This is a genomic window from Clostridium rhizosphaerae, from assembly GCF_016765585.1.
Taxonomy (GTDB): domain Bacteria; phylum Bacillota; class Clostridia; order Clostridiales; family Clostridiaceae; genus Clostridium_AT; species Clostridium_AT rhizosphaerae.
The window spans coordinates 212,704-235,903 of sequence record NZ_JAESWC010000018.1; the positions used below are offsets into that span (position 1 = coordinate 212,704).

Consider the following 23,200-nt stretch of genomic DNA (forward strand, 5'->3'; position numbering starts at 1 on the left):
GCCTTCTACTTTTTCTTATTCATTTTATAAACCAGTGCTAGTACCTCAGCCACAGCTTGATACATTTCGGTCGGCACTTTGGAATCTATCTCTACTTCAGCAAATATAAGTCTCGCTAAAGCTCTATTTTCAATTATAGGTACCTCACTGTTTTTAGCAATTTCTTTAATCTTAATTGCTACATTATCTGCTCCTTTTGCTATAAGAATAGGCGCACTGTCCTCACCTTCCTTATATCTTAAAGCACAGGCTATATGAGTAGGATTTGTAACAACTACTGTTGCATCAGGAACGGCCTGCATCATTCTTCTTGAAGCCATTTCTCTTTGTCTTTGCTTTATTTTCCCCTTAATCTGAGGGTCTCCTTCCTGCTGCTTAAATTCTTCCTTTATTTCCTGCTTGGTCATTTTTAGATCCTTATTGTATTGAAATCTTTGATACAAATAATCAGCAAGAGCTACAACGACCATTATTATAGTTATTTTAGAAAATATACTCATAACTATTTTCCCAAAGGCTGCAGGAACTGCACCTATTTTTAAATTGCCCATCTGCATAATATAGCTGTAATTATCTCTTATAAAACCATAGCCAACATAAGCTAAAATTGAAACAATAATTAGGTTTTTTATGGTTTCTATAACAGTTCTAAAAGAAAATATTCTTTTAAGCCCTTTTAGAGGATTTATTTTTGACAGCTGAGGTTTTAAAGGCTCCTGAGTCACCATAAAACCTACTTGGATAAAGTTTGCCAGTACCCCCATTATCATGATAGGCACTATAATTGGCAAAATTACTAAGGCTATTCTCCAAAGTGCTGTTAGTGTTATACCTTGAAGGCTGTTATAATCTAAATTTGTTAATAGATAGTTATTTAAAAACATTTGCATAGTATCTTTCAGGCTGCTGCCCGCATAGCTTCCAAGTGCTAAAAAAGCTAAAGTTGCTGCAAGCATTGTTAAAGCCAAATTAACTTCTTTACTTCTTGCTACCTGTCCCTTTTTTCTTGCATCGCTCTTTTTCTTAGGAGTGGCTTCTTCAGTCTTGTCTTCTGATGCAAAAACCACTATAAAAGGTACTACCTTAAATATTCCCTTCAAAATATCCTGCATGTTTCCAAAGGAATTTGTGATCATATTAAAAAGTAAAGGAAGTGCTAATACAAAGCAAGTAAGTCCAACTAATATCTTTATAGGCAGACCTAATATCATTAAATTAATTTGAGGCACTGCCCTGCCTATAAGGCCTAAAGTTATATCTGTTATAAGAATAATCAATACCAAAGGTATTGCAATTTTCAACCCTATAGCAAAGAACTGTACAAAACCATTTAAAATCAGATTAACACTTTCACCAGATAAAATAAACTTTCCAAGTGAAATGGAATTAAAGCTCTCTACTAGTGCTCTTATGAGCATATGGTGACCATCAATAGTAAAAAATAATATCAAACTGCACCAGTATAAAATGTTTTCTATAAAAGTACTGTTGCTGTTTGTGGTTGGATCAAACATACTAATCATGGAAAAGCCTATTTGCTGATCTATAAATTGCCCTGCCATTTTAATGCTAAAAAAACATAGATTCGTTATAAAACCAAGTGTAAGTCCTGTAATAACTTCATTTATAATAAATGAAATCAAAATATAATTGCTTGTTATATTTACTGCAGAATAATTAATTCCTGGTAACAAAATATATGCAACAATAAGTGTAAAGGCAACCTTTACAGTATTGGGAAGTCCCTTAGGAAAAAAAATTGGTACAACTGCGAAAAACCCTATCATCCTTATAAAAACAAGTATCAAAGCCGTAAAATATGCCATATTAATCAATATTTATCACCCTGATATCCCTTTTCTATTTTGCTACATTTGCAATTAGTGAAAATATCCTTTCTGTAAAATTCACGACTGTATGAAGCATCCATGGACCTGCTATAAGGCCAACTACTGCCGCAGAAATAAGCTTAGGAACAAAAGTTAAAGTCTGCTCTTGTATTTGTGTAGTAGCTTGGAAGATACTAATAATTAACCCAACAACAATAGATATCAAAAGTATTGGTGCTGCAATTGTAAGCCCTGTTTGAATAGCATCCTTTAAAACCGATATAATCATATTTTCACTCATAGTAAACCTCACCCCTAAAACTAAACTTTTTTAATTATCTGAACCTCATAGCTGTATCTACGAAAATCCCATAATCAGCGATTTTACTAAGAGATGCCATCCATCTACCATTACAAATAGCAATAACTTAAAAGGAAGCGATACCATTACCGGCGGAAGCATCATCATACCCATTGAAAGAAGTACGCTTGAAACGACTAAATCAATTATTAGGAAAGGAATATATAATAAAAATCCAATTATAAAAGCTGTCTTTAATTCGCTTATTACAAAGGCCGGAACAACAACATAAAGAGGAACATTATCTTTTGTAATATCTCCTTGAACTTTTGCCACATCAATAAATAATTTCAAATCATTTTGTCTTGTAGTTTTAAGCATAAACTCTCTTAAAGGCTTAGAACCAGCTTCTATTGCTTGCTCCTGAGTTATCTTATTATCAAGATAAGGCTTGATTGCATTATTATTTACTGCATTAAAGGTAGGTGTCATAATGAAAATTGTTAGAAATATTGCTAGTCCAACTAACACCTGATTTGGAGGTGCCTGTTGAGTACCAATAGCGCTTCTTAAGAATGAAAATACTATAGAAATTCTTATAAAGCTTGTCATCATTATGATTATGGAAGGCAGTAAAGTTAGTATAGTTAATATAATCAATAGTTTTATGTTGTCTACATATTCTTTTGGAGTATTTGCACCATCTACAGAAATATTAACCTTTGGAATAGGTATGTCAGCAGGTGCAGCTTGTACTTTATATCCTAACAAAAATATAAAAGAAACTACTAATAGTGCAGCGAATATACTATATTTTTTTTTCATATTTAATCTTCCTTCTTTTTGATTACTTTTTGATAAAATTCTTTAAGGCTAGTATACTCAGGAATTTCCTTAGTTTCTTCAAGATTTAAAAGTTCGTCTCCATTAAGTTCTAGAAGAGTTTCTATCTTGCCGCTAGAAGAGGATAATACATATCCTTTTTGTCCAATTTTAACTACAAGCAAACTATTTTCCTTTGATAATGGAACTCTCTCAAAAACCTTTATAAATTTACCATTTTGAATTTTCTGCAGCTTGTTTCCACCAAACTTAACAGAAAGATAGAATAGAAAAAGAATAAAAGGAAGAAAAATGATTATCTTTAAAATCATAGATAAAAAGCTTAGATCCATATCTTTCTCCTTTATTGAATTAAGATATCAGTAAGATAAATATTATTAATTCTTCCATTTTCAAAATAGGGATTGATCTTAGTTAGAATTTCCTTCTTCAAATCGTCAATATTCTTTTGAGTAGTTAAATCTGTAGTTTTCTTTGATCTTAAAATATTGTTTATCGCATCTCTTAAAACCGGTTTTTTGGTATCAAATTCTGCTGCCATTTCTTTTTCTTTCTTTTTAGTTGGTTCATAACCAAGAGTAAGCTTTACTTTAAAATATCTTTTACCGCCTTCATCAGCAAGGTTTACTAAAAATTCTTCCATACTATAAGTACTTGATGAAATTTGGTTAAGAGCATTAATAGCTTCCATACTATTTAGATTATTAGTAGTTTGTGTTTTTTGCGTTGTTTCAGCTGCAGCTGCATTCTTATTAGTTAAAAGCAGGTAACCAGTAAATCCTAGACCTAAAACAACTAATACAAGCAATACTATTATAGATATTTTAAATAGACTGCCTTTCCCCTTTTCTTTCCCTTTTTTTTCTTTCTTCTCAGCCATTTCTAAATCTCCTTTATTATCTTGTTACTTATAAATTACAAACCAAACCTTTGTATCTTACTTTTATATTCCAAAACCTTACTTACGATTTCCTCATTGCTCTCACGAACAAGATACTTATTTCCATTTGTTAAGGTTATTAAACTTTCAGGCACAGCTTCAAGTTTTTCAATATGCTCTGCATTTAGTATTAGTTCTTTATTATTAAGTCCTGTGAGCTTTATCATATTAAAATCCTCCAAAATTCATTGTAGTATGGTAAGCCTTCAAAAAACAAATCTAGCATACTGAAACTATCGTATTAAATGCAAGCTTAAATATAAGTACAACGATAGTTTTAATCAGTATGCCAGATAAATTTACTAATCATATTGTATCCGTTAACACATATTTTTACAACTGCTTTATTGTTGTTAACTTTGGAATTACTTAGTTCATATTTAATTACATATCCAAATTAACAAATAGAAAAATAAATTTATCCGGCTCAGATACTAATTAATATTAATACTATCTCTTTAGGTTTAGTATATCTTGAAGAATTTCATCACCAGTAGTTATAGTCTTTGAATTTGCCTGAAAGGCTCTGCTAGTTACGATCATGTCTGTAAATTGTTCTGCAAGATCTACATTTGACATTTCCAGCATACCTTGAAGCATATCTCCATACCCCTTGCTGTTGTCAGTAGCAGCGTTTAACCCGCTTCTCACAATTGGTTCGCCTGAGTTTGCTGATCTTTCGTAAAGATTTTTTCCAACCTTTGATAAACCTGCAGGGTTTTTAAAAGAAGCCATAGCAATTTGTCCAAGCCCCGTTACTGAACCATCTTCAAGTACAGCCGAAATTACGCCGTCTTTACCAATTGAAAAAGTTTTTATTCTCATTTCATTTCCATTTTTTATAACGCTGTCTGGAACCTTAAGCGGAACTAAGGTATTACCAGCTACTGGTTTATTTACACCATCATTAAGATCAACAAAATTTAACGAACCGTTTGTGCTGTAATCTACGCTGTTTGTTGTGGTGGTAACACCAGCATTGGTAATGGTTTGTACTAGAGCATATCCCAAAACCCTGCTGCCGTCAGAAGTCAATAAATTTCCTTGTTCATCAAGAGTAAAGGAACCATCCCTTGTATATTGGACAGCCATATTGTTTGCATTTGTAATTTTTCCATTATTTATGCCGACACCAGCTCCATTGTTTGCTGGAACTTGCCCAGTTCCAACCATAAAATATCCATCTCCGTCTATTGCTGCATCAAGATTTCTGCTGGTAGGCTGCATCATTCCCTGAGAAACCATTGTGTCTATACCTGCCATCTGCACTCCAAGACCAACTTGTCTTGGGTTAACACCACCTTGATTCAATCCAGGCCCTAAAGCTTGTGATACATTTTGGCTTAACATATCCTGAAATCTAACTCTTGCTCCTTTAAAAGAAGTTGTACCTACGTTAGCTATATTATTACCTATAACATCAAGCTTTGTTTGATTTACCTTCATTCCAGATATTCCTGAATATAATGATCTTAACATTTACTTTCCTCCAATTTCTTTATTTTTGTTCAATTATAAACTTTGCTTCCGTCATTCCGCAAAGTAAGGCATCCTATTGAAGGTCCTGCCTATTATAAAAGCACTACACTGTCTATATTAGTAAATACATTTCCTTTGCTGCTTTCCTTATCAACTGCAGTAATTATAGTCCTGTTCTTAATACTTGTTAAAAAAGCTACATCTTTATACAAAATTAGTGATTCTGAAGCTCCCTTTTCCAGAGCTTTATTAATTCCATCATTTATCGTATTCATATCACTTTCATTTAAAGTGATATTTCTCTCCTTAAGTCTTTCTGCAGCATGATTTGATATTACAAAGCCATCTTTTTTATTTATTTCTTTTGAAAGAATTTCTTTAAAGCTAGTCCCATCACTAACTTTTCTATTTACTTCAGATGAAAACTTAGTATAATCATCAACAGAATACAACTTGCCATTGATAACTCTATAACTCATAGCTTATATTTCCTAACTACTCAATTTCTAAAATGTCTTCGTATGGGAATTCTTTTGTTACTTTTTTGCCATTTTCATCAACTTTAATATTAAGTTTTATACTTGATCCATCTTTAACTGCTCCCATAACAGTACCTGCATATTGATTTCCAAAATCATCTACTGCGTTTAATTTTACTGACTTTCCAATTAAATTTGATGCTCCCATTAAAGTCACACCGCTATTTAAATTCGTCATTTGTTCTAGTGATGCAAACTGAGCCATTTGTGCTACGTATTGTGTTGAATCTTTAGTATTTTCAGGATCTTGGTTTGATAGTTCAGCACTTAATATTCTTAAAAAAGCATTTTTGTCCATCTCATTTCCAGGCTTTACTATCTTAGTACCCTTTGCTGTAGCAGTGCTTGTTTTTTTGTCAACACTAAATGCAGTCGTGTTAGTTACATTTTCAGACATTATCCTTTACCTCCTTTTTATGCTAATAAATTAACATTACCTTCTTGTTGTATATTTGCTTCAGATAACAAATCCTCATCTTCAATTGCATCTATACCCACATTTTTTTTATGATTTTTTTGCTGGCCGTCAGTATTGCTTTCATTTCCATTGAAAAGGAAATTATCTCCGTTGCTTAAACTTAAGCTAAAGCTTTGTATTGACAAGTTTTGCTCTGAAAGCTGCTTGCTTATTGCTGGAAGCTGGGAGTTTAGCAAATCATAAGTTTCCTTATTAGTTGCAGTAATATTAGCCTTCATAATACCATTATCCATAGTCAACCTAATAACCATTTGCCCTAAATCCTTCGGCATAATTTTAACTGAAAGCTCTTTAAGATTATTGATATCCATATATTTAACTGCTTTTATTAAGTCAATATTAAAGCTTGCCTTGTTTACTACCGGCGTGTCAACAGCAACCACTGGTTTGTTTAAAGTTGAAACTTCAAATCTTGATAAAACGTTAGTGATTTTATCACCAATAGCGTCTTTAGCTCCCTTTGGTTTGTCCTGCTGAATCAAGTTCTTTAAAAGTTTGTCTTCTTTTTCAGTACTCTTAGAAGGTATTTGTTCAACAAAATTAAGTTTACTATCGTTTAGGTTTTCATTTTCTGCCAAATTCGTATTAATTGATAAATCTCCTTTAGATAGTTTTACATATTCATTATTTGTAACTTCCTGCAAAATCTTATTCAACTTTAAATCAACGCTCTCATCTGGCTGTTTATTATTAGGATTTAAGTTGCCTTCAGTAAACCTTTTATGCAGCATAGCAATAATTTCTTGTTTGTTATCAGGCTCATACCCAGGCTTTGCTTGAACTGGTTGTTTATCAGGTATATTTACAACTTCGTCATTTTTTAAAATATTAGAAATAATATCGCTAATACCTTGTTCTTTAGACTTCATATTACTATCTATTGATTTTAAATTTTGATTAGTTGCTAGTTCTACGACAGATTTAACCTGCTGCACAGAAGTATCTTCAACAAGTTTTGAAATAATTGCCTTTATATTATCAGAGTCGCACTTTTTTATACTTTCCTTAAGACTTAATATATCTTTAGGATCAATTTTCAAAAGCATCAGCATGTTGATAATCTGGTCTATATCCATACTATCTAATTTTTCATTCAATTCATTTAAATCCGTAGTATTTTTTTCATCCTCTGTTTCACCTTTGTCTTTAACAGAAGGCTCGGACTTAACCTCTTCTTCCTTTGTGTTATCAAGTACCTCTTTGAAACTGCTTTTTACTTCTTTTGATGCTTCCTTCTTTATTGCACTATTTGAATCATTTGTACTTTGAACTGTAACATTTGTAACCGAGTTTACCACTTTTTCACCTCCTTTCACGTGCTCTTAAAAATCCGTATAAAGCAAACTCATCATTAGTTTTCTGCTCTATAAAATCTTGTTCCTTAATAAAAGCTTTTAACTGGTTATCTTTAAGAGTTTCAACAGTTTTTCTTTCGATTTGTCTTTGCTTTAACTGCTCTCTTCTTTCATCAAGTTTATCAGTTTTCAGCTTTAGAATTGTATCTGCTTCAACAATAGATACATTCAGCGCATTAAGATACATATGCTTTAGCTTTTGCTCTACAAGATTTTTGCTTTCAGAAGATCTATACTTGTTATAGTTTTCCTTAAGAGTATTTAACTTTTGCTCAGCCCCTTCTCTCTCAAGCTGTGCTTCTTTAAATAATCTTTTGCTTTCCTCTTCCTTATCAGATCTTATGTCCAATAATTTTTGCAGTCTAAACTTATAACCTTCCAACTTCTAAGCACTTCCTATTTAAAAATATTTTTTAAGGCGATTAAACTGTCTTTAAATTCTGTATGTTCCTTAACACCTTGTCTTAAGAATTTTTCAATAGCATCATTATAATTGATAGCCATATCAACCTTTTTATTGCTTCCCTTAACATAGGCTCCAATATTAATTAAATCCTCAGAATCCTTATAAGTTGCAAGTAAGTCTCTGCATAAAGAAGCGGTTTTTTTATGCTCATCATCAGCTATTTCAGACATAAGTCTGCTTACGCTGCTTAAAATATCTATAGCAGGATAATGATTTTTTGCGGCAAGAGCTCTAGATAATACAATATGTCCATCCAGTATACCTCTCACTGCATCCGCAATAGGCTCATTAAAATCATCACCATCAACAAGAACCGTATAAAAAGCTGTTATAGAGCCTTTATCAGACATTCCTGAACGTTCCATAAGTCTAGGAAGCATTGCAAACACTGAAGGTGTATAGCCTTTTGTAGCAGGCGGCTCACCGATAGCAAGTCCAACTTCTCTTTGCGCCATAGCAAATCTAGTTACTGAATCCATCATTAGTATTACCTTTTTGCCCTGATCTCTAAAGTACTCTGCAATTGCTGTAGCTGTAAAAGCTCCCTTTAGTCTTACCAAAGCTGGTCTGTCAGAAGTAGCACATACTATAACAGATCTTTTCAGTCCTTCCTCTCCTAAGTCTCTCTCAATAAAGTCAAGTACTTCTCTTCCTCTTTCCCCTATAAGAGCAATTACATTCACATCAGCTTCCGCGTATTTAGCAATCATTCCTAGTGTTGTACTTTTACCAACACCACTGCCTGCAAATATACCAACTCTTTGCCCTTCTCCACAGGTTAAAAAGCCATCAATTGCTCTAACCCCGGTTGGAAGCACATCTTTAATTCTTCTTCTCTTTAGTGGGTCAGGAGGATCTCTATCAAGCTGATATAAAGCTTCGCCTCTTAGTTCTTCTCCTTCTAAAGGATTTCCAAGCCCATCTAAAATTTTACCTAAAAGGTTATCTGAACAACTAACGCTTAAAGGTTTTCCATGGGAGACAACCCTGCAGCCAGGAGCTATACCAATAAGTTCTCCAAGAGGCATTAATATAACATTATCTTCTTTAAACCCTACTACCTCACAAGTAATAGGAAGATTTTTTTCGTTATATATAGTACAGACCTCACCAACAAAAGCTCTTATACCTTCAACCTCTATTGTGAGACCTATAACTTTTTTAACTAATCCTTCTACATATACTAAACTCGTATCTTCTATCTTTTTCTTAAGAGCTGCAAAATCCACTGAAAACATATTACTCCTTCCCTTCAAGAATATCCTTAATTCTTAAAAGTGCGTAATCTACTCCAACTACTATTTTGCCATTGCCTTTATCAATTACAGCATTTCCTATCTCTAAACTGTTATCTTTTAGTATAAAAATATCACCGAAGAAACCGAGCTGTTCTTTCCAATTGTCAATCTGAGCCTTTAGTTCTTCAAGGTGTAAACTATTGCATCGTATAATAAAATTTTTAGAGTTTTTAGAAGTCTCAAGGGCACTTAAAATCATTTCATTTATCATACCCTTGTCTTCTATTTCTCTCTTTATAACGCTTTTAGAAATTGTTAATATAAGTTCACTAATTTCACTTGTCTTTTCTTTTAAATAATTTTCGTATTCTGATTTTGCATTATTTAATAATTCATGAGCCATTGATACAATACCTTCAGCTTCAAGCTTTGCGCTGTCAATAGTTTCATAGTATGCCTTATTAAAGCCCTCCAGCTGCCCCTCGCTAAAACCTTGCTCAAAGGCTTCTTTTTTAAGCTGCTCAGCCTTATTAAACGCTTCTTCTTCTAATTTTCTTATCTCATCAAATGCTTTTAATTTTATTTGCTCACTTTGCCTTCGAGCATTTTCCAATATATTTTTAGCTAAGTTCTCATAACTCTCTATATAAGGCTTTGTACTTTTTTCAACCTCAGGGTCTACTATTTTTTCTATCTCAATATTAGTAACAATTTCCCTTAAGCCTGTAGGCTTAACGCTGTTATTTTTTATAACATTATACGATGATTGCATCTTCGCCACCTCTAGAGATTACAATTTCGCCAGCTTCATCTAATCTTCTAATTACCGAAACAATCTTTTGCTGTGCTTTTTCAACATCCATAAGTCTTACTGGTCCTAAGAATTCCATATCTTCCTTTAAAGCGGCAGCAGCTCTCTTTGATTGATTTCTGAAAATAGCATTAGCAACTTCTTCCGAGCAGCCTTTAAGGGCAAGTGCAAGTTCCTTAGTATCAACCTCTCTAAGAACTCTTTGAATTGATACATCATCAAGCGTAATAATATCTTCGAATACAAACATAGACTCTTTGATTTTTTCGGCAAGTTCTGCATTCTCTTTTTCAAGACCCTCTGTAATATTCTTTTCTGTAGTTCTATCAACCTGATTCAATATATCAACAAGTGTCTGAACCCCTCCTAGAACAGTCATATCAGACTTAACAACGCTTGATAGCTTTGTATCAAGAACCTTTTCTACTTCCTTGATTACAGCTGGTGAAGTATTGTTCATAGAAGCAATTCTAAGTGCAACTTCAGACTGTACATCCTCTGGAAGTGCTGAAAGAATCTGACCTGCCTTGTCTGGCTGCAGATAGCAAAGTACAAGAGATATAGTTTGGGGATGCTCATTTGAAATTATATTTAAAAGCTGATGAGCATCGGCCTTTCTTGCAATGGAAAAAGGTCTATACTGTTGTGTAGCTTCAGTGACCTTTTCCATTATTTCTTTAGCTCTTTGAGCACCAAGAGCTTTTCCAAGAAGTGTCCTTGCATATTCAAGTCCACCTTCGATGATAAAGTCCTTGGCCTTATTTATTTGAATAAATTCATCTAATATTTCTTCCTTCTGTTCCGGTCCTACTGAAGTAATATTAGCTATTTCATAGGTAATCTTTTGAATTTCTGATTCAGGAAGCTTTTTTATAATTCCTGAGGCTGCATCTGGACCCAAGGTTATAAATAGTATTGCAGCTTTCTGAACACCAGTTAATTTTGTCTCCTTAGCCACTAACTATCACCTCTCATCTTCAGCCAGCCAAGATTTTATAATATCGGCAACCTGTTCTGGTTTTTCAGCTGCATATCTTTTTATTTCTTTTTCAATATGAGATCTCTCACTATTACTTTCATTATCAAAATCTATTGGCTTAAACTCTACTTGTACTTTCGGCTCTTCGTTTCCTATAAGCACGTCAATACCTTTAGGAGGCACAATAGCTTCCAATTGTTCTTCCTGTGGCAAGCTCTTTTTTCTCCTTCTTGCCATAGCAATTATAAATATTATTAAGACAATTAAACCTGCTCCTCCAGCAACAAGCTCCTTATATAGAGTCATCTTTTGAGTCTGAGCATCAGCCTGTTTCATTTCATCTATAGTTTTTTGAGCAGCCTGAAGGTCAGTAGTATCAAACTTCATTCCTTCTACAGTAATTGTATCGCCTCTATTTTGATCATAGCCTATAGCATTAGAAACTAAATCTTTAATTTGCTGCTGCTGAGTGCTGTCGAGTGTTCCATCAATAATAACAGAGGCGGTTAACCTTTTTACAGACCCAGGTGCTTTAACAGTTTTAGTTTCACTTTTGCTTATTTCATAATTCTTAGTTTCTTCTTCATGTGTTACATTACCATTAGTATTGGTAGTTGTAGTTGTAGTACCATTTGTCATATTATTATCTACTGGACTTTGCGATGGTCTTGTAGTTGTAGCACCATTTGTATCTCTAGTATACTTTTCGCTCACAACAGTTCCCTTAGGGTCAACAGTATTGGTTGTACTTTGAACTGCATCAAAATCCACATCAGCATTTACCTTAACAGTTACCTTATTTTTATAGGGCTTTGAAAGCTGTTCCATTGCCTTGGTTTCAAGCTGCTTTTCTAAATTGCTTTTATACTGCTGCTGCTTTTCAGTTGCACTATTTATAGCCATTTTATCTTCATCAAACAAATCCTTTGTTAAAAGCTTCATTTTATCATCAACAACTTGAACATTTTCTTTTGGTAAATTTTTAACACTTCCAGTAACAAGTGCTACTATTGCTCTAACCTGATCATCGTTTAAAGCTTGTCCTGATTTCATAATTAATGTAACTGATGCACTTGCTGGGGTAGAATCCTTTACAAACACACTATCTTCAGGTAAAACCAAAGTAACTCTGGCTTTATCTATTTGAGGAAAACTTTTTATTGTCTTTTCTAGTTCAGCTTGAAGAGCTCTCTGATATTTTATTTTTAGTTCTGCATCAGTTGATGAAAACGTATTGCCTGTGTCAAATAACGCCCATCCGCTGCTAGTTGAATCGATTTGCGGAGCTAACTGAAGTCTAAGAGAATCAACCTGTGTGCTGGGAACAAGAATAGAATTTCCTGAAATCTTGTAATCAGTAATTTTCTGCTGTTTTAATTGATCCATTACAGCCTTTGCCTGGTCTGATTCTAAATTAGCAAACAAAACACTATATTTTGTGGAACCTAAAGACACAGTTAAATAAATAGCAACAATCAATACTCCAATAAAACTAACCCCCAAAGCTATCTTCACACCACTTTTTAGATTCTTCCACTTATCGTATTGCTTTTTAAAAAAATCCGATAGCTTACCCATTCATAGCACTCCTTATAATATATAATAACTATAACTGCATCCTATTGATTTCCTGATAAGCTTCAACAAGCTTATTTCTGATTTGAACAGCAAGCTCTAAAGACATTTTAGCCTCTTCTGTACTTAGCATTACTTGATGAATATCAACATCATCACCTTTAACAAATTGCTCTGTAATATCGTCTGCTTGTATCTGTTGATCATTAACCTCATCTAACTTTTGCTTTAAAGTATCAAAAAAGCTACTATCATTTTCCTTGCTGGTAACCTTATCAGCAGTTTTCATACTGTCAAAAATACTGCTGTCTGGAACAAAACCATTTATCTTCATATTCTATTCTCCTTATCTCCCGATTTCTAAAGCTTTTGAAAACATTCCTTTTTCTGCATTCATTGCGTTAACATTAGCTTCGTAGGCACGCGTGGATGCTATCATATCTGCCATTTCGTTTAAAATATTTACATTTGGCATATTAACATAGCCTTCAGCATCAGCATCTGGATTTGAAGGATCATATACTCTTCTAAGTGGTGATTGGTCCTCTTCTATTCCTACTGCCTTAACTCCCAAAAGCTTATCTTTAGTTTGCCCTGTCTGATTATCAATAGCACTATCTAAATTCTCTTGGAAAACTGCAATCTTTCTTTTATAAGGTTGTCCATTTTCTCCTCTTGTAGTATTTACATTTGCTATATTGGAAGCTACAGTATCCATTCTAAGTCTCTCTGCTGAAAGTCCGCTTGCACTTATTCTTAAAGTATTAAAAGCATTAATCATAATATTTATTATTTACCTCCATTAACTACATATCTTTCTAGTGATAGTCTGCTGTTAACCTGACTTATTAGTGCATTATACATAAGCTGATTTGCTGCTTGATTTGCCATTTCATTATCTATATCTACATTATTTCCATCTTGCCTTGTGCTTGTTGAGGTGTCTTGTTGAACACTAATATCGCCACTTTCGCTTCCATCTTTAATATGTTTTTCTTCAGTGGTTTTTAAATCAAGTGAATCTATGCTTTTGTTTAGATTCTCTTCAAAAGAAACTGTATATTTCTTATATCCCTTTGTATTAATATTAGCTATATTGTTTGCAGTAACCTTGCTTCTTAGTGAGGAAGCATCAAGCCCCTTCTTTAAAAGGCTATATGTTTCAGAACTATTCGACAAATTATTTATACTCATACAATCCTCTCCATAATCATTTAGGTTATTTTTCCATTAATATTGCACATTTCGCGGTATTTAATTAATTTTATTTTACATGAAAACAGATTATTTGTACACTTATTTTTTTACTATTATGCATTTACGACAATTTTTTTATACTAAAATTTGTTTAATATGCCAATTACGATAAACTGTTTGTGGGCAACCATTTCCTGCTATCAGTATATAAAAGTTTCATAAATTTGCTAAACTATAATAAAGAAGACAAAAAAAGACTTGGAATTATCCAAGTCTAATATCAGTATTTTAATATTTTTACTATCTTCTCATATTCTCTAATATTTTAAGTATATCCTGCGGTAATTTGTTTGTTTGAGCCATTAATGCAGTTCCTGCCTCTGCAAGTATATTATCTTTTGAAAACTCCATCATTTCTTCAGCAATATCTGCATCACGAAGGCTGCTGTCTGCTCCTTCCATTCTATCGCTAATTTCATTTAAATCATTAAAGCTGCTGTCTAATCTGTTTTCAATAGCTCCATATTTGCTGTTTATTGAGAGTACATTATCAATTACTCCGTCAATTACCTTTAGAGCATTATCAACCCCGCCAGGAGCTGTAACATCTATATTCTTTAATAAATTTCCGCTTTTATCTGATAAGTTGTCAATTCTTAAATCACACATAGGTATTTTAACAACTTCGTCTTTATTAGCACCCACAGACATAGATAACTCATTAGCAGCCTCGTTAACAGGGTCCATATCATGAGCTAAAAGCTTAACACCATTAAACTCCATATTATTTGCAGCATCGTTTATGCCCTTAAGCATTTGGTCTATTTCAGTCTTTATTGTTTTTTTATCTTCAGGACTATTAGCACCACTTCCAGCCTGCACAGTCAATTCCCTTATTCTACCTAAGTACTCATTAATGTTTCCCAGTGCCCCCTCTGCAGTTTGCAGCATACTTACCCCGTCTTGAGTATTACGGCTGGCCATTTGAACTCCGCGTATCTGCATCCTAATCCTTTCACTTTGCGCTAAAGCATCTGGATTATCTTTAGCACTATTTACCTTTAAACCAGAAGAAATTCTAGAAAGAGCCTTACTTTGTTTTTGAAGAATTTTTGACTGCTCATTATAAATATTCTGCGATGCCAAGTTATGATATAATCTCATCTATTACCAACTCCATCGTTTTTATCTCTATTATAAGTTAATTATCGTGCACATAAAACAAAACTTTAACATTTTTTATAAAAAAGAGTCGAAGCACTGCTCCAACACTTAATTTTTTATCTTAATAACTGAAGAACACCCTAAGGCAGACTGTTTGCCTACGCAAGCATTGCCTTTGCTGACCATCTGCCAGATTAAACTAGTAATTAACTCCTCCATGACTAATTATATTTTCTGTTTTTCCTCACCGAGATAACTTCTTATCTTCTTATCATGATATCGCGATATCTATTTTTCTAGTTAACTTCTTCATTGATTTATAATACTGTTTACTTGTTAAACATTTATATGGCTCTTTTACTATTATTACTTTCATAAATTTCTCCTCTAAGTATTTCCACATCCTTTGGTGTATTGATAGCTAGTCTTAACTCTCCATTCTCACTTCTTGCAACTTTTACAATTATTCTTTTGTCAATAACTAATTACTCACCAGGTTTTATTCCCAATACAAGCATACTTAATTCAACCTCCTTGAAGAGAAAAATAAAAAAGGGATGATTAATACTACTCATCACCTCTTCCTGAGGTGATGTAGATAATCATCCTTGGTTTTTTATTATTTTGATTTCTATTTATATTGTCGAGTAGACAAAAATAACTTTAGAAGAAATTTTATGAGGCTCTGCTTATTTCTTATTTCTAATATTTCTTTCTCTTGAAGTCCTGTAGCTTTCATATATTAATATCTTTTTATTATAATCATTAAAATGACTTTTAATTATTACAATATTACACTTTTTTAAATGTATATATACTTATTAATTTTAATCCTTTTATAGAAAATACAAACTAACTATTATATATACTATAAATATTGTAATTAAGTAATATTGTAATATTTATAGATAAACCGTTCAATAATCTAAGTTAATGTACTTACAAAGTTGTTACATAATCTTTAGAGACTACAATCTTATCATAAATAAATTTACATCATAACAATTAAACAGATATGTCTGTAATTGCTTAAAGGCTTACAAATAAAGATTTCAAGCCGCTATATTATTATTTATATCAACTTATGCTGCCCAAAGTCATGATATAAACGGGCAGTGCGCTTAGGAAGTACTTCCAAGCTTCACTGATGCTGAAGGATAGAAAAAAGCACCAGCAGCCATAATTCCAACTACTGATGCTTACTCTAGGATTTTTCCATTCATTTATAATTATACCCTTACATCCAAGTGCTGACCAAGATTAGGATCAACTGACATATTACTTATCATCTTAGTCATTTGTAACGAAATCTCTTTGCTTGTATCCATTGCCAGCTTAGTTATTGCTAAACCAGCTGATTGCTGAACCTTTGATTGACTCAATATCATAGACAATGCTGCAATATCCACGTTTAAACCTCCATTTATAAAAACAATATATTCTAAAATAGTGTTATTTTCTTACATGTTTATATATAATTCCTAAGCTTTTAAAGCTTCTTCTTCATCTATAAAAATATTATAACATAATTTTTGTAGTATAAATAACATATCTTCAAAAAATAAGTTACTACTCAAGTACTTGCTAGCTTAGCATATTAGTTAATTAGTTGATGTTTATAATGATTGCAAGATATTGTTTTGAATACAGCACCTTTTTATTACTAATGCTAATGAAAATATGTAAAAGGAAAAGAATATGAAAAATAATCTAACACAAGTTGAAATGAATATTTTATTAGTAAGTATATTAGGTGATGGCAACCTTGCTCTTTATGGCAGAAGTAAAAATGCTTATTATAGAGAACATGGATGTGATAAACAAGTTGATTATAGAATGCGGAAAGCTATGCTCTCCAAGCTATCATATATTTACTGAACTTTATAGTATTTTCTATATAAATAAAATAAAAACTATTACTTAACAAAATGTCAAGTTGCTTAATCATCCTATAGGACTGGCTTGTTTTTATATGGATGATGGAAACTTAGTAATTGATTCTACAACTAGAAAGAATAAGGTTAAATATCTATTCCCAAGAACTTCCCTCTATTCATTAAGCTTTTCTAAAGAAGAAAATATTATTCTACTAGAACATATAAAAAATACTTTTAACATAGAATTCAAACTTAAAAACAGACCTGATGGAAAACATTATATATTAGAATTAAACAAGCAAAATTAGATTATAAAATTTATAGATTTAGTCTCACCAACAGTAAAAGAAATTTCTTGTATGACTTATAAGATTAATATTCAGGAAAAACTAATTGCAAAGCAAAAACAGTTAGAACTAAATAATATTCAATCTGTATTATCAACACTTCATCCCAATGATACCTCATATTCAAGCCAAGAAGTAAATTTGTTAGTTCAATTAAAGAAATCAGGAGTTAGTAGCAAAGATATAGCAACCACTTTGAATAGAAGTTACTGGAGTGTAGTAGATAAGATTAGACGATCGCGAATTGAAAACTAATTAAAAAAGTTTAAGAAAAGAGCCAGAACATCACTGCCCTGACTCTTCTTATATTGTTCTAAAATTATCTTAATAACTGAAGAACTTGTTGAGGTTGTTGGTTTGCTTGCGCAAGCATAGCTTGAGCAGCCTGAGCAAGAATATTGTTCTTTGAGAATGCTGACATTTCTTTAGCCATATCAACGTCTCTAATTCTTGATTCAGATGATGTTAAGTTCTCACTTGATGTTCCTAAGTTAGCTATTGTGTGCTCTAATCTATTTTGGTAAGCACCAAGTTTAGATCTTTCAGATGAAACAGATTCAATTGCATTATTTACTAATTCAATTGCATTATTTGCTCCTGATTGAGTTGTAACATCAATAGCTGAAACACCTAAGTTTTGTGAATCCATAGCATTTATTGCTAAACTTAAGTTTTGATCTTTGTTAGCACCTATTTGGAATGTTAATGATTGATTTACAGTTATTGACTTTCCACTAACTGATGCAGTAGTTGTACTTCCAGCATCAGCTGCAAGTGTAAACTTTAATCCAGTAAAGTTACCAGATGTTACTGTAACTTCGTTTCCTTGGTATGAGAAAGTTGATCCAGCAGATACTAATCCACTAGCATTTGCACTCTTAACACCATTTACTGCATTAGCTGTATCTATACCATTAGCTGCGATGCTTGACAAATCTATTGTTCCATCCAATGTTGTTGCTGTTGCTTCTGCAACTGTTAATGTCTGATCTGCATCTGCAACATTAGAAGTAAAACTAATTTTGTGATTTGCAGCATCAAATGTAGCAGTATATCCATCAACTACACTGCTAATATTTTTAGCAATGTCTGTCATTGATTGGCCAGCACTAAATCCAACATTATAAGTTTTACCATTTGCTGTAATGTTTAAAGTACCTGCAGCGGATGCAGTTGTTACACCTGCAGTAAGAACTAAGTCACCACTCGCTGCTTTAGCCATTGTACCATTTGCAGTAAATGATAATGTTCCAGCTTTTGTATCTGCAGTTGATGCAAGTTGAGTTATATTTGCTCCATCAGTAGTGCTTACACCGATAGAACCAGTTAATAATTTCTTTGTATTGAATTCTGTTGTATTTGCAATTCTATCAATTTCTGAAGTTAATTGAGTTACTTCTTTTTGTATTTCTGATCTATCAGTTGCAGTATTAGTATCAGTAGCTGCTTGAACTGATAATTCTCTCATTCTTTGAAGAATAGAGTGAGTTTCATTTAAAGCACCTTCAGCTGTTCCTATTAATGATATAGCATCTTGAGAATTACTTGAAGCTTGATCAAGACCTCTGATTTGTCCTCTCATTTTTTCAGATATAGCTAATCCTGCAGCATCATCTGATGCGCTATTAATTCTAAGACCAGAAGAAAGTTTTTGCATTGACTTACTTGCATTTGCTGAGTTAGAGTTCATAAATCTGATAGCATTATTTGCTGCTAAATTGTGATTGATTATCATAATAAAATTCCTCCTTGAATTTTGTTTTTGGACATCCTTGTCCATTTTTATTTATAGTCAAGCTCTTTGAGCTTACTATCATTACTTACTGTATTAAACCTGGCCAGTTTAATTACTGTATATTGATATAATCGTCAATTATTTTAATTACTTTATACCCTTTTTAAAAAATATTTTAAGATTCTACACCTTTTTACTAAATACTTTATTGTTGTCATAAAAGCTTTTATTATAAAACTTATTAGCCTTCTCTCCGAGTTCAAGTTTATGAAGTTTTAGTTTTATATCATCCATTTTTTGAATCATTAATAACTTGATTTTAGCTTCGTTCTCAATAATACCGTATTTTACAGCTTGATTCTTAAAATCTGTAGTATCAAGGTTTAATTCTTTCATTTTCTCTATGAGTAACTCTCTGTCACCTAAAAGCTGTGATAAAATATCATAATCTTCCTTTATCAAGCTTTCTAATATTTTAATTGACATAACCTTATATTGCTCAAATATAACCTCATACTCTTTCAATTAATTTTAACCTCCAAGCTGCTGAGTCAGCCAAGATTGCTGACTATTTAGCTGATTCATAGCAGTTTCTAGTTTAGAAAACTTTTGATAATAGCTTTCCTGCTTCTTGGCAAGCGCATCAGTCATGGATTTTATCAATTTATCCTTTTGGTACAATTGGTCTGGAAGAGTATTGGTTCCTCCACCTCCAAAATAAGAAAAATCATCTTGATAATTTGCATACTTTGTAAGTATATTCTTATTTGAAATAACGTTGGTAAGACCAACATTGGACTCAAGTATCTTTTTTACTCTCGTAAAAATACCATCTTCTCTATAAGTCGTTTTCGAAGAATCATAACTTCCATCAAAAGTCGTTGATGACACATTAGTAAACATTTTTTGTACTTGAGCGCTATTTAGAGAAATGGCACTCTTCAGCTTGCCTTCATCAATAATATCTATGTGTGCTGGTTTGCTATATTCATCTGAAAAATTAAGTCCTATACTATTTGAGCCATATTTCCCGAAAGAAAGCCCTGAATTTGTTACTGCGGTTGAAAAAGATTCCTTAAGATCTTGAAGAATCTTTTGAAGATTTTCATCATTTCTTAATATTCCAGCCTTTGCTTTACTTTCCCAAGCTGTGATGTCAGCCTCTTTCATCTGGCTCTTTTGAGTATCTGTTAAGGGCTTATAATCATAATTCTTTTTCTCAGTGATTTTTGTCTGAATTTTATCTACTATAGCATTATATTTATCTATGAAACCTTTAATTTTATCAAATACCTTTTGTGAATTTTGACTTATAGAAACAGTACTTGACCCTGGCCCCTGCAGACTGTAGTTAACACCATTTAAGGAAAAGTTATTACTTTCCTTATCATTTACCGGATAGACAGTAGCATCCCCCGGAACTTGTAAAGTAAAATTAGCATTAGAGCCTATCTTATCTACCCCGATATCTAAAGGGTTTATTTTAAGAAAGTCAGTTAAATCAGAAGTTGAATCACTTGATATTTGCATTTTGGCTGATTGACCGGTTTTCACTGACTGCAAAGTAAATTTGCCAGAAAGTTCGTTAAAAGAAGCTTTAACTGTACCAGAACCTTGATTATTAATTGTAGTAATCAAGTCATTTAATGTCATACTTCCGCTTGAGTTATCAATCTTTATTTTAAGAGCATTTCCATTTACAGTCAGATTAAGGTTTAGTACTCCTACTAAACTAGGATTTTTATCAGTAAGTTTTGTACTTAAACTAATTCCAGAATCTAATTGATTGATTACTCCAGCTCCTTGCGCGATACCTGTAACATTAATAGTATAATTTCCTGGAACAGCTCCTGCGCTGGCTGAAATATTTGCAATTGCCCCATTTACACCATTTACATCAAAAGGTGAAAAGCTTGATGAAGACAAAATATTTTTATCAGAAGAACTAGAATCAAGGAAACTGCTTTGAAGATCTTTTAAATCCTTTATAATATCTTGGTAAGCCTCTTGTCTCCAAGCTACTGTTTGACGGTCTTGTTTAATTTTATCCATCTTGGTCTGCTCTGCAGCCATCATCTTTTTAACCATAGCATCTACGTCAAGACCTGTTGCCATACCAGTAATTCTTAATAAATTTCCACCACCAGCACCAGTCATTCCGCTGGGAGTACCCGATACATCACTCATAAAATTCACCACCTAAATATAAATTGTTATTTTGCGTTTTTAGATACCTTGTAAGCTTCGCTCCAAGTATCTCTAACGTCCTCTATTAAAGGAATAATCTCATTCATTATATCAATGTCCTTTTTAAGATTAGCATCAACTAGTCTTCTTACTATAAAGTCATAGACATTCATTAACTGCTGAGCCCATTCTCCACCTTTAGAGACATCTAAAGTTACCATAAGCTCATAAAAAATATTTTGAGTTTTTACAATATTTTCATGTGCATTTTTAACGTCTTTGTCTAAAATAGCTTGTCTTCCCATTTTAGAAAACTTCACTGCTCCGTCAAGAAGCATTAGAAGAAGCTGTTCTCTTGAAGCATAATTTACACTGTTATTTTTATAAACGTTATAAGCATTACTGCTTTGCATAGTTTTGCCTCCTCTATTTTTTGGTATCAAGATAAACGCCCTTTGAAGCTTCATCGTATTCTACATTCTCATTAGTAGCATCTATCTCAATCTTTTCAGCTTTAACAGCATCCACAATAATTTTCTTATGATTATCATATCTTTCAGGATTATAATCCTTTTTTTCTTTCTGCTTGTCCTTGTTTATCTCAATGTTTTTAGTGCCATGTATTAGGCCTTCCTTGGCGGCATCATTTATTTTTTGGCGAAGGTCAGTATCTATTTTATTTAATATATACTCCATAGACTGCCCTCCTTTTATGCCTTTTTGTCAAAAATCACTCCAACAATTTCACACATCTTTGCAACCATATCAAGAATTTTCTTTGGAGGTATTTCCTGAACTACCTTACCGTTGTCATCCACTATTTTAACCATTAAATCGTTTGTGAACTTATCGTGAAACTGATATTCAGCATGAGTTTTATTATCTTCAAGGAATTTGTTGAGCTTATCTACAGCTTTTTTTAAATCCTTTTCAGTTATCTTTTTATTGTCTATATCCTTATTATCGATGTTATTTATATTTCCTGCAGTATTTGTACTATTATTTTGCACCCCATTATTTAAGTTTATATTTGTATCTAAAGCTCCTTGTCTTCCCTGACTAGTAACTCTAACTTCCATATTAAGCTGTCCCCCCGTATTTATCTTTTAATATTTTTTAATATTGAGCTGTCAAAATGAGCAGCATTTTTGTTTTCTTCAGTTACGTCCTTGTAAAGCTCTTTTCTAAGTATTGTAATATTTTTAGGTGCAGCTATAGAAAGCTTAACAGAGCCATCATCAACCTTAACTACTGTTATTTCTATATTATCACCGATTAAAATTGACTCACCTTTTTTTCTAGTTATAACTAACATACAAATCCTCCCTCCAGTCGGATTCACGGGGCCGCCTTAACGCGCTCATTCCCATTGCTAGTCTGCCCGTTAAAGCCCATTAAGGGCTTTAACCTCCTTTTTTAGCAAAGGATGCTTTATCTTATACATTTCATTATCTAGTATTATTTGTTCCCCTAGTCTCTCTTTTATATTAATTATAATTGGAGCTTTTAGGTTTGTAGTTATATGTTCTATATTTGAACTTAAGGTGACGGTGTTTAATACCATAACTTCCTCAGGTGATATTATTTTAAGTTCCTTAAGTTTTTCGTCATTCAGTTTAAATTCATAATCCTTTACTAACTCAAAGGGTGAGATTACTATTAGTCCTAATTCTTCATTCTCAATAGAATGAAGTATATTAAACAGTTCATTCTCTTCCGCTGGAAAAAGTATATATCTTTTTAATTCTTCAAAGCCCGGCAGACCTTTTTTAAAGGTTATTACATCTTCTTCTTTATATTCTTTTACACCATGATATTTTGTATTAAGCTTCATTATATTCCTCCTTGTAGTCGGAAGCA

31 protein-coding genes are annotated in these 23,200 nt (G+C 32.6%); 2 read left to right on the forward strand and 29 right to left on the reverse strand.

Going from position 1 to position 23,200, the window contains the following annotated elements; genetic code table 11:
* Positions 1–5: 5 nt before the first annotated feature.
* From JK636_RS19830 to JK636_RS19930, 21 genes are all read right to left on the reverse strand, one after another.
* On the reverse strand, positions 6–1,835 hold the full coding sequence (locus JK636_RS19830) for a fused FliR family export protein/FlhB family type III secretion system protein (protein WP_202750720.1): 1,830 nt from the start codon (positions 1,833–1,835) through the stop codon (positions 6–8).
* A 25-nt stretch (positions 1,836–1,860) separates the two neighbouring features.
* Complete coding sequence (fliQ, locus tag JK636_RS19835) at positions 1,861–2,130, reverse strand: flagellar biosynthesis protein FliQ (RefSeq protein WP_202750721.1); 270 nt, start codon at positions 2,128–2,130, stop codon at positions 1,861–1,863.
* 57 nt (positions 2,131–2,187) lie between these two features.
* On the reverse strand, positions 2,188–2,955 hold the full coding sequence (fliP, locus tag JK636_RS19840; RefSeq protein WP_202750722.1) for a flagellar type III secretion system pore protein FliP: 768 nt from the start codon (positions 2,953–2,955) through the stop codon (positions 2,188–2,190).
* Between the two features lie 2 nt (positions 2,956–2,957).
* Positions 2,958–3,305: a flagellar biosynthetic protein FliO gene (fliO, locus tag JK636_RS19845; RefSeq protein ID WP_202750723.1), complete on the reverse strand. Its 348-nt coding sequence runs from the start codon at positions 3,303–3,305 to the stop codon at positions 2,958–2,960.
* Positions 3,306–3,316: 11 nt separating this feature from the next.
* The gene (locus tag JK636_RS19850; RefSeq protein ID WP_202750724.1) at positions 3,317–3,853 is read right to left on the reverse strand and encodes a flagellar basal body-associated FliL family protein; all 537 of its coding nucleotides are present in this window, start codon (positions 3,851–3,853) and stop codon (positions 3,317–3,319) included.
* A gap of 35 nt (positions 3,854–3,888) precedes the next feature.
* Positions 3,889–4,080 carry a flagellar FlbD family protein gene (locus tag JK636_RS19855; protein WP_202750725.1) on the reverse strand — a complete coding sequence of 64 codons (192 nt, stop codon included), beginning with the start codon at positions 4,078–4,080 and terminating at the stop codon, positions 3,889–3,891.
* Positions 4,081–4,363: 283 nt separating this feature from the next.
* Complete coding sequence (locus tag JK636_RS19860) at positions 4,364–5,392, reverse strand: flagellar hook-basal body complex protein (protein ID WP_202750726.1); 1,029 nt, start codon at positions 5,390–5,392, stop codon at positions 4,364–4,366.
* Between the two features lie 92 nt (positions 5,393–5,484).
* A complete protein-coding gene (locus JK636_RS19865) occupies positions 5,485–5,871 on the reverse strand; it encodes a TIGR02530 family flagellar biosynthesis protein (protein ID WP_202750727.1) in 387 nt (128 codons plus the stop codon).
* Positions 5,872–5,887: 16 nt separating this feature from the next.
* Positions 5,888–6,328 carry a flagellar hook assembly protein FlgD gene (locus JK636_RS19870; protein WP_202750728.1) on the reverse strand — a complete coding sequence of 147 codons (441 nt, stop codon included), beginning with the start codon at positions 6,326–6,328 and terminating at the stop codon, positions 5,888–5,890.
* A gap of 17 nt (positions 6,329–6,345) precedes the next feature.
* Positions 6,346–7,707, reverse strand: a complete 1,362-nt coding sequence (locus tag JK636_RS24075; RefSeq protein WP_202750729.1) for a flagellar hook-length control protein FliK — start codon at positions 7,705–7,707, stop codon at positions 6,346–6,348.
* Between the two features lie 4 nt (positions 7,708–7,711).
* Positions 7,712–8,146: a flagellar export protein FliJ gene (fliJ, locus tag JK636_RS19880; RefSeq protein WP_202750730.1), complete on the reverse strand. Its 435-nt coding sequence runs from the start codon at positions 8,144–8,146 to the stop codon at positions 7,712–7,714.
* Between the two features lie 14 nt (positions 8,147–8,160).
* Positions 8,161–9,468 carry a flagellar protein export ATPase FliI gene (fliI, locus tag JK636_RS19885; RefSeq protein WP_202750731.1) on the reverse strand — a complete coding sequence of 436 codons (1,308 nt, stop codon included), beginning with the start codon at positions 9,466–9,468 and terminating at the stop codon, positions 8,161–8,163.
* Position 9,469: 1 nt separating this feature from the next.
* The gene (locus JK636_RS19890; protein ID WP_202750732.1) at positions 9,470–10,240 is read right to left on the reverse strand and encodes a FliH/SctL family protein; all 771 of its coding nucleotides are present in this window, start codon (positions 10,238–10,240) and stop codon (positions 9,470–9,472) included.
* On the reverse strand, positions 10,224–11,237 hold the full coding sequence (gene fliG, locus JK636_RS19895) for a flagellar motor switch protein FliG (RefSeq protein WP_202750733.1): 1,014 nt from the start codon (positions 11,235–11,237) through the stop codon (positions 10,224–10,226). The genes JK636_RS19890 and fliG overlap by 17 nt, the downstream gene beginning before the upstream one ends.
* 6 nt (positions 11,238–11,243) lie before the next feature.
* Positions 11,244–12,836: a flagellar basal-body MS-ring/collar protein FliF gene (gene fliF / locus JK636_RS19900; RefSeq protein WP_202750734.1), complete on the reverse strand. Its 1,593-nt coding sequence runs from the start codon at positions 12,834–12,836 to the stop codon at positions 11,244–11,246.
* A gap of 28 nt (positions 12,837–12,864) precedes the next feature.
* Positions 12,865–13,122, reverse strand: coding sequence for a flagellar hook-basal body complex protein FliE (gene fliE, locus JK636_RS19905; protein ID WP_476727383.1), 258 nt, complete (start codon positions 13,120–13,122; stop codon positions 12,865–12,867).
* Between the two features lie 57 nt (positions 13,123–13,179).
* The gene (flgC, locus tag JK636_RS19910; protein WP_202750736.1) at positions 13,180–13,614 is read right to left on the reverse strand and encodes a flagellar basal body rod protein FlgC; all 435 of its coding nucleotides are present in this window, start codon (positions 13,612–13,614) and stop codon (positions 13,180–13,182) included.
* Between the two features lie 8 nt (positions 13,615–13,622).
* Entirely contained in the window at positions 13,623–14,027 is a 405-nt protein-coding gene (flgB, locus tag JK636_RS19915; RefSeq protein WP_202750737.1) for a flagellar basal body rod protein FlgB, read from the reverse strand.
* A 303-nt stretch (positions 14,028–14,330) separates the two neighbouring features.
* On the reverse strand, positions 14,331–15,194 hold the full coding sequence (locus JK636_RS19920; RefSeq protein WP_202750738.1) for a flagellin N-terminal helical domain-containing protein: 864 nt from the start codon (positions 15,192–15,194) through the stop codon (positions 14,331–14,333).
* Positions 15,195–15,538: 344 nt separating this feature from the next.
* Positions 15,539–15,673, reverse strand: coding sequence for a carbon storage regulator (locus tag JK636_RS23720; protein ID WP_338025812.1), 135 nt, complete (start codon positions 15,671–15,673; stop codon positions 15,539–15,541).
* A gap of 750 nt (positions 15,674–16,423) precedes the next feature.
* Entirely contained in the window at positions 16,424–16,603 is a 180-nt protein-coding gene (locus JK636_RS19930; RefSeq protein ID WP_202750739.1) for a putative motility protein, read from the reverse strand.
* A gap of 289 nt (positions 16,604–16,892) precedes the next feature.
* Between JK636_RS19930 and JK636_RS19935 the strand changes: the two genes are divergently transcribed.
* Both JK636_RS19935 and JK636_RS19940 read left to right on the forward strand, forming a co-directional pair.
* Positions 16,893–17,072: a hypothetical protein gene (locus tag JK636_RS19935; protein ID WP_202750740.1), complete on the forward strand. Its 180-nt coding sequence runs from the start codon at positions 16,893–16,895 to the stop codon at positions 17,070–17,072.
* A gap of 58 nt (positions 17,073–17,130) precedes the next feature.
* Positions 17,131–17,379, forward strand: coding sequence for a hypothetical protein (locus JK636_RS19940; RefSeq protein ID WP_274601629.1), 249 nt, complete (start codon positions 17,131–17,133; stop codon positions 17,377–17,379).
* A gap of 358 nt (positions 17,380–17,737) precedes the next feature.
* On the opposite strand, the gene JK636_RS19945 is transcribed toward JK636_RS19940, so the two are convergent.
* The 8 genes from JK636_RS19945 to fliW form a co-directional block, all read right to left on the reverse strand.
* Positions 17,738–19,153: a flagellin N-terminal helical domain-containing protein gene (locus JK636_RS19945; RefSeq protein ID WP_202750742.1), complete on the reverse strand. Its 1,416-nt coding sequence runs from the start codon at positions 19,151–19,153 to the stop codon at positions 17,738–17,740.
* A 183-nt stretch (positions 19,154–19,336) separates the two neighbouring features.
* Positions 19,337–19,678, reverse strand: coding sequence for a flagellar protein FliT (locus tag JK636_RS19950; protein ID WP_202750743.1), 342 nt, complete (start codon positions 19,676–19,678; stop codon positions 19,337–19,339).
* A gap of 6 nt (positions 19,679–19,684) precedes the next feature.
* The gene (gene fliD / locus JK636_RS19955) at positions 19,685–21,340 is read right to left on the reverse strand and encodes a flagellar filament capping protein FliD (protein WP_202750744.1); all 1,656 of its coding nucleotides are present in this window, start codon (positions 21,338–21,340) and stop codon (positions 19,685–19,687) included.
* A 26-nt stretch (positions 21,341–21,366) separates the two neighbouring features.
* Complete coding sequence (fliS, locus tag JK636_RS19960; RefSeq protein WP_202750745.1) at positions 21,367–21,753, reverse strand: flagellar export chaperone FliS; 387 nt, start codon at positions 21,751–21,753, stop codon at positions 21,367–21,369.
* 13 nt (positions 21,754–21,766) lie between these two features.
* Entirely contained in the window at positions 21,767–22,036 is a 270-nt protein-coding gene (locus JK636_RS19965) for a hypothetical protein (protein WP_202750746.1), read from the reverse strand.
* Positions 22,037–22,050: 14 nt separating this feature from the next.
* Positions 22,051–22,419 (reverse strand): flagellar protein FlaG, encoded by a 369-nt coding sequence (locus tag JK636_RS19970; protein ID WP_202750747.1) that lies wholly within the window; start codon positions 22,417–22,419, stop codon positions 22,051–22,053.
* 20 nt (positions 22,420–22,439) lie between these two features.
* Complete coding sequence (gene csrA, locus JK636_RS19975; RefSeq protein WP_202750748.1) at positions 22,440–22,655, reverse strand: carbon storage regulator CsrA; 216 nt, start codon at positions 22,653–22,655, stop codon at positions 22,440–22,442.
* Positions 22,656–22,724: 69 nt separating this feature from the next.
* Positions 22,725–23,174 (reverse strand): flagellar assembly protein FliW, encoded by a 450-nt coding sequence (fliW, locus tag JK636_RS19980; RefSeq protein ID WP_202750749.1) that lies wholly within the window; start codon positions 23,172–23,174, stop codon positions 22,725–22,727.
* Positions 23,175–23,200 lie beyond the last annotated feature (26 nt).